Raw genomic sequence first — 13,558 nt, forward strand, 5'->3', positions numbered from 1 at the left:
GGAGGATTTTGGATCGCGCCCTCATCCGTACACCTTCGCCGCCGCGTCCACCCCCGCGCCGGCCGGGGCGCTGAAGCCTTCCCAGCGCAGCACCGCCTCGAAGGCCGCCAGAGTCTGCAGGACCGCGTGCTTGCGGGCGTTCACGCCCATGGTCCCGATCCGCCAGATCTTGCCGGTCAGGGGTCCGAAGGCCGAGCCGATCTCGATCTCGAAGTCGGTGCGCATCCGCGCCTTCACGCGGTCGTAGTCGACGCCGTCCGGGACCCAGATGCCGGTGACGTTGGTCATCTTGTGGGCCTTGTCGCCATAGATCGACAGGCCCATGGCCTCCAGGCCCGCAGTCATGGCCGCGCCCGCTTGGCGGTGGCGCTCGAAGCGCGCCGGAAGTCCTTCCTCCAGCACCAGCCGCGCGCATTCGCGGGCGGCGAACAGCATCGGCGCGCATTCGGTGTGGTGGTTCAGGCGCTTGTCGGACCAGTAGTCCATGATCATCGCCAGATCGAAATAGTTCGAGGCGATGCGGCGGCCGTTCCCGGCCGCGCCGCCGGTTCCGGCCAGGCCCTTCTCGACATGACGGCGCGAGAAGATGTGCTCGGCGGCCTGGTCGCTGATGGTGATGGGAGCCGAGCCGGAGGGACCGCCCAGGCACTTTTGCAGGCCGGCCGTGACGATGTCGGCGCCCCAGGCGTCGACGGGGACGTCCATGCCCGACAGGGTGGCGGTGGCGTCGACATACATCAGCGCCCCGTGCGCGCGGCAGATCGCGCCGATCTCGTCCAGCGGCTGGGCCATGGTGGTCGAGGTGTCGCCATGGACACAGGCCACCAGCCGCGGCTTCACGCGCTTGACGGCGTCCTCGACCGCCTGCGGATCGACCACGGTTCCCCACGGCGCCTCGACGAAGGTGACCCTGGCGTCGCAGCGCTCGGCGATCTCGGCCAGCAGCAGGCCAAAGCGGCCGGCGTTGACCACCACGACGTCGTCGCCGGGCTGCAGCGTCGAGACCAGCGCCGCCTCGATTCCGGCCCGCGAGGTGCCGTCGATCGTGAAGGTCCAGCGGTTCTTGGTCTGGAAGACGCCCCGATAGAGGGCCATGACCTCGTTCATATAGCCAGTGAACTCGGGATCGAACTGGCCCAAGAGCTGCACCGACATGGCCCGCAGCACGCGCGGGTGCACGTTGATGGGGCCAGGGCCCATCAGCAGGCGGGCGGGGTGGTCGAGGTCCCCAATGGGGTTTGAATAGGTGTCGGTCATGATCTCAAGCGCCTGTCATCCCGGATGTCCCGAAGGGACGATCCGGGACCGCCGGATGCGCCGGCGATTGTTGCGGTCCCGGCTCTTCGCTGCGCTGCGGCCGGGATGACACGGTAGGGGAAAGCTTCTCCACGAACCCCAGCAACACCCGGGCCGCCAGGGCGCAGTCGGCCTCGGTGACGGCCTCGGCCGGGTTGTGGCTGATCCCGCCCTCGCAGCGGATGAACAGCATGGCGGTGGGGCAGAGGTCCGCCATCACCATGGCGTCGTGACCCGCGCCCGAGGGCAGGCGGCGGGCGGGCAGGCCAAGGTCGCTCAGCGCCTCTTCCAGCAGACCGATCAGTGACGGATCGCAGGGGCTCTCGGCCAGGGCCTGCATCAGTGTGACGGTCGCCGAAAGGCCTCGCGCGGCGGCGATGGCGTGGATCTCGGCGGTGATCGCTTCGACGGCGGCGTCGCGCGTGGCCGAGGTCTCGGCGCGGATGTCCATTGAGAACTCGACGGCGCCGGGAATGACGTTGAAGGCGCCGGGCAGGGCGGTCATGCGGCCGACCGTGCCGACCAGGCCGTCGGCTCCGGCGCGGCAGATCCGTTCCAGCGCCAGAATGGCTTCGGCGGCGGCGGGGCCGGGGTCCTTGCGCAGACCCATCGGCGTCGTGCCGGCATGGCCGGCCATGCCCGTGATCCGGACCATCAGGCGCTTCTGGGCGGCGATGGCGGTGACGACGCCCAGGGCTAGGCCCTCGGCCTCCAGCACCGGACCTTGCTCGATATGGGCTTCCAGGAAGGCCAGCACGTCTTCGGGGCGGCGGGCCGCTGAGGCGACGCCTTCCGGATCGCCGCCGAAGGCCGCCAGAGCCTCGGCCACCGACACCCCGTCGGCGTCGCGCATCTCCAGAGCGCTGGCGTCCAGGGTTCCGGCGATGGCGCGGCTGCAGCTCATCGAGGCGGGAAAGCGCGAGCCCTCCTCGTCGCCGAAGGCCACGACCTCGATCGCGAAGGGCAGTCGGCGGCCGGCGCGATCCAGGGCCTCGACCACGTCGATCCCCAGCATGATCCCCAGCGGCCCGTCATAGTGGCCGCCGTTGCGGACGCTGTCGATGTGCGAGCCGATGATCAGGGCTGGCGCTCCGGGCGCGTGACCCTCGTAGCGGCCGATCAGGTTGGCGGCGGCGTCGCGGCGGACGCTCATCCCGGCTTCGGACATCCAGCCGCCGAGCGCGTTCAGGGCGGCGGCATGGGCTAGGGTCAGAAAGCGCCGCGTAAGTTGGCCTGCGACCTCGCTGTACGGCGCCATCCCCAGCGCGTCGCACCGCGCCTTGGCTCTTGCTCCGATGTCGAAACCGTCCGCCACGTTCCCCTGCGCCCCCGCTTCGTCGCCAACCCTAGCAGGCTGCGCCTGCGGGTCCCGTGTCACAAGCCTTTGTCGGGCGAGTTCGCGGACGGCGCCCGTACGGGCGTCACGCCACGATCACGGGCGCCTCTTCATAAGTCATAATTTGCTTACTTAGGAAGGGCGCTCCGTGAAAACCGAGCGAGCGGGATCCGCCGCAAGCGCCAAGCGACTTCTCGGAAACGCCTCGGGGAGCTCGTCGCGAAGGAAGGCCATCATCTTTTCCCGGACTTCGCAACGCAGGTCGAAGGTGGTCGGCGCGTTGCGCGCGCTGACCAGGCAGCGGATCTCCATGACGTCGGGGCGGATATCGGTGACAGCCAGATTGACGACCTTACCGTCCCAGAGCGGGGAGGCGCGGGCGATTTCCTCCAGCTTCGTCCGTAGCCGATCGACAGGCGCGGCGGGGTCGACATACAGCATCGCCGTCCCGATCAACGCGGCGTTCTCCCGGGTCCAGTTCTGGAAGGGCGTCTGGATGAAATAGGTCAGCGGGAGGACGAGGCGTCGCCAATCCCAAAGACGGACGACGACGTATGTGGCGGTGATCTCCTCGATGTTTCCCCACTCCTTCTCGACGATGACGGCGTCGTCGATCCGGATGGGCTGGGTCACTGCGATCTGGATGCCTGCGATAAGGTTGGTCAGCAGCGGTTGGAGGGCCAGGCCGACGATCAGGCTCGCCGCGCCTCCGGCGGCCAGCAGGCTGACGCCCCATTGCTTGACGCCCGGCACGGTCATCAGGGCCAGGGCCAGAGTAAAGAGTCCGACCAGGATCGCCATCGCCCGCCGCAGGATCCGCACCTGGGTCACGTGCTTGCGCGCCAGAAGATTGTCTTCGACGTCCACCTTGAAGCCACGCAGGTAGAGCGCCGCGCCGATGTCCAGCGCGGTCATGGCGATCCAGCCGATCAGGAGAATGAAGAGGACAAGCAGCACGTGCCGTCCCGCGTCGGCCTGGCCGGCCGAGAGCGGCGCTGCTGAAACGGCCGGGCCCAATGCGGCGACGATCAGCGCCATCCGCGTCGGGCGACGGGTGCGCGCGATCAGAGCCTGCCAGAAGGCGTCGCGGCGAGAGAGGGTTCGGCGGACCAGCCTGACCGCAAGGGCATGCGTCGCCAACGCCGCGAAGAGCGCGAGAGCGATCACGCAAAAGCTTACAAGCCAGGGCGGGGCCCAAGCGAACCCGGTGACGAACGAGGAAAGCGCGGTGGAAAAGGCGTCCATGACCAGGGCGAACGCCTCGCCGGGGTCATGGCTCCCTCAACCGCGTCAGCGCGCGCCGAACCAGCGCGCCGCCGCATAGCCGGCGGACGCCGCGACGGTGGTGATGAATGTCCCCCAGGCCATGTCGACCAGGGTGATCGTCGTCGACCAGGTCTTCATGGTCGCCTGGTTGGTCAGGTCGTAGGTGGCGTAAGCGACGAGGCCGAAGACGGCGGCGTGGACCAAAAGGCGCTTCCAGCCGCCCTCGCGCAGCGCCGGCATCACCGCCAGGATGACGATGCCCGCCACATAGAGCAGGTAGAAAACGACGGCCGGCGGCATTGAAGGCTTTTCAGCCAGGAGTTCGCCGATCCGGGGCTGGTACAGCCGATTGACCATCTGGGCCAGCCAGATGATGTCGAGGACCAGCATCGCCAGAGCGGTCCCGACATAGGCGACGGCGAACTGGATCATTGGGCCGTCTCCAAGGGAACCGGGCGCATCCGATAGTGGCTGACGCCCCATTCCTCGCCGCCGCGATGGCCGAACAGGCCAGCAGTCGCCAGGAAGAACAGGCGCCAGCGGCGGCGCCAGACTGTAGCGTGCTTGCCGTAGACCTCGGCGAGGATCGGATCGATCGTGGCGCGGCGGGCGTCGAAGTTCTCGAGCCACTGACGGGCTGTGCGGGCGTAGTGTTCGCCGCTCCAGCGCCAGTCGCGTTCGACGGTGAAGAGATCAGGGAACTGTCGCGGCAGGTCGTGGCTGGGCATCACGCCGCCGCTGAAAAAGTACTGCGCGATCCAGTCGGCGGGATCGTCGATCTCGAAGCGATAGGGCGTGTTCTTGTGCGTGAAGACGTGCAGGAAGAGCAGACCGTCCGGCTTGAGCCAACCGCGCACCCGGGTCAGCAGGGCCCGCCAGTTGGACATGTGCTCGAACATCTCCACCGAGACCACGCGGTCGAAGCGCTGGTCGGTCTGGAAGTCGTTCATGTCCGCGGTGATCACCGTCAGGTTCGTCAGGCCCATCTGGGCCGCGCGGGCCTCGATGAAGGCGCGTTGCGAGGCCGAGTTCGACACTGAAGTGATGCTGGAGTTGGGGCACCGTGAAGCCATCCATAAGGACAGCGAGCCCCAGCCGCAGCCCAGCTCCAGGACCGATTGCCCGTCCAGGAGATCGGCGTGTTCGGCCGTTTCACGCAGCGCCGCAGCCTCGCCCTCGGCCAGGGTGGTCGCGCCCGGCGGATAGAGTCCGCTGGAGTACTTCAGGTTCGGGCCCAGCACCGCCTCGAAAAACGGTGCGGGAAGCTCGTAGTGCTGTTCGTTGGCGTTGGCGGTATGGGTCGCGATCGGTCGCGTCTCCATCTCCCGGGCGAAGGCCGACGTCGCGTCGGACGGCGCGTGTTGCAGGCGGCGGCGGGCGTCGCCCACCAGAAAGTCGATGGCGGCGCGCGACACGACGTCGGGCATCGGCGCGTCCTCGAAGGCGTGGATCGCGGTCTTCACCAGGCTCATGCGTCAATCTCCGGGAGGATCGCTGACAGTTACGCGCCAAGGCGCTGTTCGGATGCGTCCGACCGTCGCAAGCTTGCGTACCTCTCATCAGCGCCGCCTTGGCGCGCTGGGAGATTGTCTTGGTCAACCTCGTTCCCCGTCAGTCTGTGGCCGTCGTCGGCTCCGGCGTGTCCGGCCTCTCCGCCGCGTGGCTTCTGTCCCACCGGCATGACGTGACGCTGTACGAGGCGGACAACCGACTAGGCGGTCATGCCAACACCATCCTCGCCGAAGGTGTGGCCGTCGACACCGGCTTCATCGTCTACAACGAGCCGAACTATCCGAACCTGACGGCTCTGTTCCGGCATCTCGGCGTCGAGACGACCGAAACCGACATGTCGTTCGGCGTTTCGCTGGACGGCGGCGCCTTGGAATACTCCAGCACCAAGCTGCTGGCGCAGAAGCGCAACGCCGTGAACCCGCGCTTCATCAAGATGCTGCTGGACGTCGTGCGGTTCTATCGCGAGGGGCGGAACATCCCAGCGGATCTGGAGCGGGGCGGGCTGTGCCGGCTGGACGACTACCTGCGCCGCCAGGGGTTCGGCCGCGCGTTCCAGGAAGATCACCTGCTGCCGCAGGCCGCCGCAATCTGGTCGGCCTCTTTGCGCGACATCCGCGAGTTTCCGGCCGCCGCGCTCCTGCGGTTCTTCGACAATCACGGCCTGATGCTGCCGATCGACAAGCGGCCGATCTGGCGAACCGTCGTCGGCGGCTCGGCGCGCTATGTCGAGAAGCTGGCCGCCGGCGTGTCGGGACCGATCCTCACCGGGCGTCCGGTCAAGGCCATCCATCGCGGGCCGGACGGCGTCAAGATCGAGGACGCGACGGGTGAGACCCGGGCGTTCGATCACGTGGTGATCGGCGCGCACGCCGACCAGGCGCTGTCGATGCTGGCCTCGCCGAGCATCGAGGAACGCGAGCTGCTAGGCGCGTTCCGCTACAGCCGTAACCGCGCAGTGCTGCACAGCGATCCGGCCCTGATGCCCCGTCGCCGTCGCGCGTGGGCCAGCTGGAACCACGTCGGTCGTCGCGGCGAGGACGGCGAGGGCGGCGTCACCTACTGGATGAACATCCTCCAGCCCTTGGGGACCGAGCGTCCGTACTTCCTGTCGCTGAACCCGATGCAGGATCCGGCCGGCCTGATGCACGACCAGGTCTATGAACATCCGCTGTTCGATGGTCCGGCCATGCTGGCCCAGCGCCGCCTGTGGTCGCTGCAGGGGCGTCGGCGCACCTGGTTCTGCGGCGCCTATTTCGGCTCCGGCTTCCACGAGGACGGCCTGCAGGCCGGTCTCGCCGTCGCCGAGCAGCTGGGCGGGGTGCGTCGCCCGTGGCTCGTGCCCAACCCGTCCGGCCGTATCGTTCTGGAGACGGCAGAGCCCGCCGCTGATCGCGAGTTGGTTGCGTGATCTCCCGCTCGGGGCTTTATGCGGGCCATGTCGTTCACGACCGGACCCGCCCCAAGCGCCATCACCTGCGCTATGGCGTTTTCATGTTGTTGCTGGATCTCGACGAGATCGAGGCGCTGAACGCACGGCTTCGTCTTTTCTCGCGCCGAACCTGGAACCTGGTCGGATTTCACGATCGCGACCATCTCGACGACCCCCATGCGACGCTCAAGGAAGAGATCCTGGCGAAGCTCTCAGCGCAGGGCCTGGCGGAGGGTGTAACCAGCATCCGCGTCCTGACCATGCCGCGGATTATGGGCAAGGGGTTCAACCCGCTCACCGTATTCTTCTGTCACGATGCGCAGGATCGTCTTCTCGCCACGGTCCATGCCGTACGTAATACTTTCGGGCAGCGTCACGATTACATCATGTCCGCACGCCTGGGCCTCGACGGCTGGGTCGAGCAGGAGGCGGGCAAGGCGTTCTACGTCTCGCCGTTTCTGCCCATGAACCTGCGCTACGACTTCGAAACCAAACCGCCCGCCGACGCGGTCAGCGTGGGGGTCGACGTGCTGGACGAGACCGGCGTCATCTTGTCGGCCACCTTCGCCGGCGCGCGTCGAACGCTGACCGATGGCGCCATCCTGAAGGCCCTGGCCACCCACCCCTGGCAGGTCGCCGGCGTTCTGGTGGCGATCCACTGGGAAGCCCTCAAGATCATCCTCAAGGGCTTCCGCTACTATCCGCAGGACAAGGCCACGCGCGGTCTGCGACGACCCGCTGCGACCTGAGCCGCCTTCAGGCCATCCAGGCTTCGAGGTCCTTCAAAGCCCGCAGGCTCATCAGCCGCTTCTTGGCGCGGCCGCGCTCCTTCAGCGGAATCTTCTTGCCGTCTTCGTCGACCTTGGGCGCTTCCAGCGGTGGCAAGAGGCCGTAGTTGATGTTCATCGGCTGGAAGCTGCCAGGGCCAACACCCGCATCCAGATGGCCGCCGGTGATGTGCTCCACGAGGGCTCCCAGGGCAGTGGTCGGCGGCGGGGCGTCGATCGGCGCGCCCTTACGGTCGGCGGCGGCGAAGCGGCCGGTGAGCAGGCCCATGGCGGCGCTCTCGACATAGCCTTCGACGCCGGTGACCTGGCCCGCAAAGCGCAGGCGCGGCATCGCCTTCATTCGCAGCGACTTGTCCAGAAGCTTGGGCGAATTGATGAAGGTGTTGCGGTGCAGGCCGCCCAGGCGGGCGAACTGGGCGTTCTCCAGGCCCGGGATCATGCGGAAGGTCTCAGCTTGGACGCCGTGCTTCAGCTTGGTCTGGAAGCCCACCATGTTCCACAGCGTGCCCAGCGCGTTGTCCTGGCGCAGCTGGACGATGGCGTAGGATTTGACGGTCGGGTCGCGGGGATTGGTCAGGCCCACCGGCTTCATAGGACCATGGCGCAGGGTCTCGCGGCCGCGTTCGGCCATGACCTCGATCGGCAGACAGCCGTCGAAATAGGGAACGTTCTCCCACTCCTTGAACTCGGACTTGGGGCCGGCCAGCAGGGCGTCGATGAAGGCCTCGTACTGGTCCTTGTTCATTGGGCAGTTGATGTAGGCGGCCGCGTCCCCGCCGGGGCCTTCCTTGTCGTAGCGCGACTGACGCCAGGCGACGTCCATGTTGATGGACTCAAAGTGAATGATCGGCGCGATGGCGTCGAAGAAGCTGAGCTGGCCTTCGCCGGTCAGGTCCAGGATCGCCTGGGCGAGCGCCGGCGAGGTGAGCGGACCCGTGGCGACGACGACATTGTCCCACTCCGCCGGCGGCAGGCCGGCGATCTCCTCGCGGACGATCGTGACCAGCGGGTGCTGCGACAGGCGCTTAGTGACTTCGGCGGAGAAGCCGTCGCGGTCGACGGCCAGGGCGCCGCCGGCGGGCACCTGGTGCTGGTCGGCGCAAGCCATGATCAGGCTGTCCAGCTTGCGCATCTCGGCGTGTAGCAGGCCCACGGCGTTGAACTGCCAGTCGTCCGAGCGGAACGAGTTGGAGCAGACCATCTCGGCCAGGCCGTCGGTCTGGTGGGCGTCGGTGACGACTTTGCCGCTGGCGTCGTCCTTGCGCATCTCGTGCAGGATCACCGGCACACCGTTTTGGGCGATCTGCCAGGCGGCTTCGGAACCGGCGAGGCCTCCGCCAATGACGTGGACAGGTTGGTAGGTCGAGTTCGTGGTCATGGCGCGCCCTATACCCCCGGCTGTCGTTTGGCGAAACCTCGTGTAGGCTCACGATCCTGGGCCGGGCCCTGCGCGCCGGGCGAGCATGGGGAGGGGACATGGCGAGGTTTTCCGTGACCGAGGCGGCGACAGCCGGGTTTGGTGTCATTGGCCGCAAGCCTTTGGCGGTGGTCGGCTGGGCGCTCGCCTTGGCCGTCGGGATGATCATTCCCGCGATCCTGGGCTTCGTGGCGCTGGGGCCGCAGTTCCAGCAGATGATACAGATCGCGATGACCCAGAAGGAGGGCGCGCCCGACCCAGAGTTTATGCGTCAGATGATGCAGGCGCAGTCGGGCATGACGGCGGCCAATCTGCTGTTCTGGCTGTGGTCGTCCTTCATCAAGGCGGTGTTCTGCGCGGCGGTGTTCCGTGCGGTTCTCACCCCCAATTCGTCTTCGTGGGCCTATCTGCGGATCGGTTCACGCGAGATGTGGCTGACCCTGCTGCTGCTGGTCGAGCAGGTGCTGATCATGATTGTCGCCTTCGTCGTGGCTCTGGTCATCGCGGTCTTAGCGGCGGTGGCGGGCGTCAGCGGCGGCGAGAATGGCGCGATGGCGGCGGTCAGCACGGCCTTTGTCGGCGCTGCGGTCGCCGTGATTGTTCTGGTGTGGGTGGCTTTGCGCCTGTCGATGGCTGCGCCGATGACCTTCGTCGACAACCAGTTCCGACTCTTCGAGTCCTGGGCGCTCACCAAGGGCCAGGGCTGGCGCCTGCTGGGCGTGGCGCTGCTGGTCGTCGTGTTCGTGATCGGTGTCGAGATCCTGGTCGCCGCGGTGCTGCTGGGGACGGTCTTCGCGGCAGGCGGATCGCTGGCGGCGTTGCACGGCGACGGCGGCTTTGAGGCCTTCATGGCGCGGCCGCCGCTGGACATCCTGCGCGACGTGTGGCCCTGGGCCGCCGTCATCGGGATGGTCGCAGCCCTGTTCAGCGCGGTGGTTCAGGCGATTTTCTACGCGCCGTGGGCGGCCGTTCATCGGGCGCTGACCTCGGAGACCTGACGCGCCGTGTCGCGGGCGTTACGCTCTCGGCAAATCTAGGGCTCGCTGCGCGCCGCCATCGCCAGACGCGCGACGAGACCCTAGATTGTCAGGGAGAGCGGCGACTCGTCCGAGCCTGGACCGAACGCCGCGCCTGAGGGACGGACGGGATGACGGAAGGATCGGCGGGAGTCAGCGCGACCCTGCGGGCGGGCCTTTCTGATGTGGGCGGCGCGGTGCGCGACTGCTGGGGCGCGTTGGCCTTCGCAGCGATGCTCAGCCTCGCTGCGGGCTCGGCGCCGTCAGGGGCGAGGTTCGTGATCGCTCTGATCGCCGGGGTCGTCGCCCAGGGCGCCCTGTTTCGGCGCGCTTTCAGCCGCGCGGCGGGGCTGAAGGGGCTGCGCTGGGGGCGGGACGAGTGGCGCTTGCTGGCCGCCCAGCTGATGATCCTGGGCCTGTTCGCCCTGATCGGCTCCATCCTGCTGGTGATTGTCGGCGGCGTCGCGCTGGGCGTCGCGCGTACCGCCGCGCCAGACTTTGATCCCTCGACCGCGGACGCCTGGCGCGCGGCGTTCGCCCAGGCCGGGCCTGCGGGCCTGGTTGTAGCGATTGTACCGCTGGCCAGTCTGTTCGTCCTGATCTGGCTGGGCCTACGCCTGTCGCTGTCCGCTCCCGCCACGGTCGATCAGGCCGGCGTGCGGGTGCTCAGCGCCTTTCCCCTGACCCGTGGGCGGACTCACATCCTGCTGATCGTCGGCCTTGCCATATCGATCCCGGTCATCGTCCTCAGCGCCCTGCTCGGCTTGGCGCCAGGGCAGGGCGCGGCGGTGGCGTCGGTGATGGCCGTCTGCACCTATTTCTACGCGATGCCCGCCTGGACCGGCGCGCTCGCCCACTTCTATCGCCACCGTGCGGAACAGTAGGACGCCTGGATGTCTGTACGCCCCGTCGACGCCGCCCTTGAAGGTCTGCAGACCATGCGCCGCCGGCCGCTGACCGTGCTGGCCTGGGCGGGCTTTTCGCTCGTCATGCTGCCGATCCTCGGCCTCTTGGTGAAGATCGGGCTGGGCGAGGAGGGGCGCCAGGTCCTGGCCGGGCGTGGGTCCTCTGCCGATCCGCGTGAGCTGCTCGACCTCGTCATGAACCTGGGCGGAGTGATGGTGCTGCTGGTCGCCCTGGCCCTGCTGCTGGGGGCGGTGCTGCAGGCGGCGATCATCCGCTCGGTGCTTGAGCCCAGCAACGATCGCTTCGCCTACCTGCGGCTAGGCAAGGAAGAGATTCAGCTGCTGATCGTGTCGCTGATCACCTGGGCCACGGCGCTGCTGTGCACGATCATCCCGTCCGGCGTCGTGGTGCTGGGCTCATCGTTGCTGTCGGGCGCGGCGGCGGCGTGGTTCGCGTTCCTCGGCGCCCTGTCGGTGATCGGCTTCTCGCTGTGGGTGGCGGTGCGCCTGTCGCTGCTGGGGCCGCACGCCTTCTCACATCATCACATCGACATCCGTGCGGCCTGGATCCAGACCCACGGACAGTTCTGGCGGCTGCTGGGCATGTTGGTGCTGACGATCGTGATCTGGATCCTCGTCCCGCTGCTCGGCGCGGCCGTGGCCGGGGTGATCGGACAATCGCTCACGGCGGTGGTCAATCTGGGCGCCAGCGGCCTGGCGGCCAGCAGCTCGTGGCTGATCCTGACCCTGCTGGCCAATCTGCTGCTGGCCCCGATCTTCCTGACGCTGCAGACGGTGATCCTGGTCGCCGCCCCGGCCCGCGCTTTCGCCCAGCTGAACCAGGACGAGATCGACGCGGGCCTTCACGCCTAACTCACGCGGTCGCGCTGGGCCGGGCGGCCATCCGTTCGCGCCAGGCCAGGACGTGCTTGGCCTCGGCGGGTGTCGACAGGCCGGTGAAGTCGGCGAAGTCCAGCGTGGTCTGTCCGGTGATGTCGGCGATCGTGTAGGTGTCGCCGGTCAGGTAAGGGCGGCCGTCGGACAGTTCGCGGTCCAGCCAGAGTTGCGCCTTCTCGACCACTTCGCGGTTGGATTCGCCAAACTCGACGTTCTGCTTCAGCAGGCGCGCGGTCAGCGGATGGGCATGGCGCCAGAACATCCCGACCGGGACCATCAGGCGAAACTCCATCCGCCGGGTCCACATATCGACCTGGGCTTGCTCAAGCGCGCTAACGCCGAAGAGCGCCGGATCGGGGTGCAGCACCTCGAAATAGCGGCAGATGGCGATCGTCTCGCTGATCGTGGTCCCGTCGTCCAGCTCAAGCACTGGCACCTGCCCCAGACTGTTGCGCGCCAGGTGTTCGGGGCTGCGGTGTCCGCCTTCGCGCAGACCGATGCGGATCTCCGGAACCTCCAGACCCTTCTCCGCCAGAAAGATGCGCACCCGCCGCGGATTGGGCGCGGGCATGGCTTCGCCGTAGAGTTTCATCAGACCTCCCTCGGCCGCTTGCGATGGGCCGTTCAAACAAACGTTAGAGCTCGGCGTATCGGAAGCAAGCCAGTCAGTGTCGATTTCGCGTGGGACGCTCTGTTGAACCGCCGCGAACCTTGTTAGGCCTAGGGGTGAACCTGGGTCCCACCATTCCAAGAGTAAGTCATGGCGAAGTTCTCGGCCTCCGACGCGGCCTTTTCTGGTTTCCGCCTCGTGCGGGAGAACCTGAAGACGGTGGGCGTGTGGATCGCGGTGATGACCGTGGTGTCGATCATCGCCAACGCGCTGACGATCCATTTCTTTGGGGCGCAGATGGAAGCGGCGATGTCGCTGATGACCAACCCGGATGGACCCAGCCCCGACGAGATGACCAAGCTCGCCGACCAGATGACGCCCACGCTTCTGTGGACGCTGCCCTACAACCTGATCGTCCAAGGGGTCACGCTGGCGGCGCTCAACCGGCTGATCCAGCGCCGTGGCGACGACCGTTTTGCATACCTTCGGGTGGGCAAGGACGAGTTGCGCCAGATCGTGGTCTCGATCCTGACCGGCTTGCTGATGATGGCTTTGCTGTTCGGGGCGGCCCTGGTCGTGGGTCTGCTGGCGGCGGTCGGCGGCGGCCTCCTGAGCGCCCTCGTGATGCTCGGCGCCATCGTTGGGGCGATCTACCTGCTGGTCCGCTTGTCGCTGGCCAGCGCCATGACCTTCGACAAGGGCGAGATCGTCTTCTTCCGGTCCATGCAGGTCACCAAGGGGGCCTTCTGGTCGCTGCTCGGCGCCTATGTGGTCGCCGCCGTGATGAGCATGATCGTCTGGTTGCTGATCGTCATCATTGTCTACGCGGCGGTCGCGATCGTGACAGGCGATTTCTCGGCGGCCGGCAACGCGCTGCGCGCCGACACCACCTCGCTGAGCAGCTACTTCACGCCTTCGGGGATCGTGCAGCAGCTGTTCTCGGGTTTCATGGCGGTGCTGAGCGCCCTGATCATGCTGTCGCCGGCGCCGACCATCTACAAGGCGCTGCGTCAGGGCGAGGCCCCCGCCGAAAACGCCGGCGGCTGGTAGGCTCAAGCGTCACTCGGAACGATAAGCGCCCCGGAG

12 protein-coding genes and 1 pseudogene are annotated in these 13,558 nt (G+C 67.4%); 6 read left to right on the forward strand and 7 right to left on the reverse strand.

The annotated features are described in order from the left end of the window. Positions 1 to 21: 21 nt before the first annotated feature. From J2X45_RS00110 to J2X45_RS00130, 5 genes and pseudogenes are all read right to left on the reverse strand, one after another. Positions 22 to 1,257, reverse strand: a complete 1,236-nt coding sequence (locus J2X45_RS00110; RefSeq protein WP_310209578.1) for an alanine--glyoxylate aminotransferase family protein — start codon at positions 1,255 to 1,257, stop codon at positions 22 to 24. A gap of 91 nt (positions 1,258 to 1,348) precedes the next feature. Then, a pseudogene (locus tag J2X45_RS00115) lies at positions 1,349 to 2,611 on the reverse strand (allantoate amidohydrolase); the annotation flags it as partial. Positions 2,612 to 2,764: 153 nt separating this feature from the next. After that, positions 2,765 to 3,877 carry a mechanosensitive ion channel domain-containing protein gene (locus tag J2X45_RS00120; protein WP_310209581.1) on the reverse strand — a complete coding sequence of 371 codons (1,113 nt, stop codon included), beginning with the start codon at positions 3,875 to 3,877 and terminating at the stop codon, positions 2,765 to 2,767. 45 nt (positions 3,878 to 3,922) lie between these two features. Next, positions 3,923 to 4,330, reverse strand: a complete 408-nt coding sequence (locus tag J2X45_RS00125) for a DUF2177 family protein (protein WP_310209584.1) — start codon at positions 4,328 to 4,330, stop codon at positions 3,923 to 3,925. Then, complete coding sequence (locus J2X45_RS00130) at positions 4,327 to 5,370, reverse strand: cyclopropane-fatty-acyl-phospholipid synthase family protein (protein WP_310209587.1); 1,044 nt, start codon at positions 5,368 to 5,370, stop codon at positions 4,327 to 4,329. The genes J2X45_RS00125 and J2X45_RS00130 overlap by 4 nt, the downstream gene beginning before the upstream one ends. Positions 5,371 to 5,489: 119 nt before the next feature. Here J2X45_RS00130 and J2X45_RS00135 point away from each other — a divergent pair, with 119 nt between their 5' ends. Then, entirely contained in the window at positions 5,490 to 6,818 is a 1,329-nt protein-coding gene (locus J2X45_RS00135; protein ID WP_310209590.1) for an NAD(P)/FAD-dependent oxidoreductase, read from the forward strand. Further along, positions 6,815 to 7,588 (forward strand): DUF1365 domain-containing protein, encoded by a 774-nt coding sequence (locus J2X45_RS00140; protein WP_310209593.1) that lies wholly within the window; start codon positions 6,815 to 6,817, stop codon positions 7,586 to 7,588. The genes J2X45_RS00135 and J2X45_RS00140 overlap by 4 nt, the downstream gene beginning before the upstream one ends. A gap of 7 nt (positions 7,589 to 7,595) precedes the next feature. Here the strand turns inward: J2X45_RS00140 and trmFO are convergent, their stop codons facing one another. Continuing rightward, positions 7,596 to 9,005, reverse strand: coding sequence for a methylenetetrahydrofolate--tRNA-(uracil(54)-C(5))-methyltransferase (FADH(2)-oxidizing) TrmFO (gene trmFO, locus J2X45_RS00145; protein WP_310209597.1), 1,410 nt, complete (start codon positions 9,003 to 9,005; stop codon positions 7,596 to 7,598). Between the two features lie 98 nt (positions 9,006 to 9,103). Here trmFO and J2X45_RS00150 point away from each other — a divergent pair, with 98 nt between their 5' ends. The 3 genes from J2X45_RS00150 (at position 9,104) to J2X45_RS00160 (ending at position 11,838) form a co-directional block, all read left to right on the forward strand. Further along, positions 9,104 to 10,042, forward strand: coding sequence for a hypothetical protein (locus J2X45_RS00150; RefSeq protein ID WP_310209599.1), 939 nt, complete (start codon positions 9,104 to 9,106; stop codon positions 10,040 to 10,042). A 149-nt stretch (positions 10,043 to 10,191) separates the two neighbouring features. Beyond that, positions 10,192 to 10,944 (forward strand): hypothetical protein, encoded by a 753-nt coding sequence (locus tag J2X45_RS00155; protein WP_310209602.1) that lies wholly within the window; start codon positions 10,192 to 10,194, stop codon positions 10,942 to 10,944. A gap of 9 nt (positions 10,945 to 10,953) precedes the next feature. Further along, a complete protein-coding gene (locus J2X45_RS00160; RefSeq protein ID WP_310209604.1) occupies positions 10,954 to 11,838 on the forward strand; it encodes a hypothetical protein in 885 nt (294 codons plus the stop codon). A gap of 1 nt (position 11,839) precedes the next feature. Here J2X45_RS00160 and J2X45_RS00165 read toward each other — a convergent pair whose 3' ends face one another. Beyond that, complete coding sequence (locus tag J2X45_RS00165; RefSeq protein WP_310209607.1) at positions 11,840 to 12,454, reverse strand: glutathione S-transferase; 615 nt, start codon at positions 12,452 to 12,454, stop codon at positions 11,840 to 11,842. A 168-nt stretch (positions 12,455 to 12,622) separates the two neighbouring features. Between J2X45_RS00165 and J2X45_RS00170 the strand changes: the two genes are divergently transcribed. After that, a complete protein-coding gene (locus tag J2X45_RS00170; protein WP_310209612.1) occupies positions 12,623 to 13,522 on the forward strand; it encodes a hypothetical protein in 900 nt (299 codons plus the stop codon). The last annotated feature ends 36 nt before the right edge of the window (positions 13,523 to 13,558 follow it).

Origin of the sequence: Caulobacter sp. BE264 (assembly GCF_031457805.1) — a bacterium.
GTDB lineage: Bacteria > Pseudomonadota > Alphaproteobacteria > Caulobacterales > Caulobacteraceae > Caulobacter.

Excerpts from the sequence above, each read along its gene's own strand:
- J2X45_RS00110 (WP_310209578.1), bottom strand. The coding sequence starts at position 1,257 with ATGACCGACACCTATTCAAACCCCATTGGGGACCTCGACCACCCCGCC.
- J2X45_RS00125 (WP_310209584.1), bottom strand. The coding sequence starts at position 4,330 with ATGATCCAGTTCGCCGTCGCCTATGTCGGGACCGCTCTGGCGATGCTG.
- J2X45_RS00120 (WP_310209581.1), bottom strand. The coding sequence starts at position 3,877 with ATGGACGCCTTTTCCACCGCGCTTTCCTCGTTCGTCACCGGGTTCGCT.
- trmFO (WP_310209597.1), bottom strand. The coding sequence starts at position 9,005 with ATGACCACGAACTCGACCTACCAACCTGTCCACGTCATTGGCGGAGGC.
- J2X45_RS00150 (WP_310209599.1), top strand. The coding sequence starts at position 9,104 with ATGGCGAGGTTTTCCGTGACCGAGGCGGCGACAGCCGGGTTTGGTGTC.
- J2X45_RS00170 (WP_310209612.1), top strand. The coding sequence starts at position 12,623 with ATGGCGAAGTTCTCGGCCTCCGACGCGGCCTTTTCTGGTTTCCGCCTC.
- J2X45_RS00130 (WP_310209587.1), bottom strand. The coding sequence starts at position 5,370 with ATGAGCCTGGTGAAGACCGCGATCCACGCCTTCGAGGACGCGCCGATG.
- J2X45_RS00155 (WP_310209602.1), top strand. The coding sequence starts at position 10,192 with ATGACGGAAGGATCGGCGGGAGTCAGCGCGACCCTGCGGGCGGGCCTT.
- J2X45_RS00165 (WP_310209607.1), bottom strand. The coding sequence starts at position 12,454 with ATGAAACTCTACGGCGAAGCCATGCCCGCGCCCAATCCGCGGCGGGTG.
- J2X45_RS00160 (WP_310209604.1), top strand. The coding sequence starts at position 10,954 with ATGTCTGTACGCCCCGTCGACGCCGCCCTTGAAGGTCTGCAGACCATG.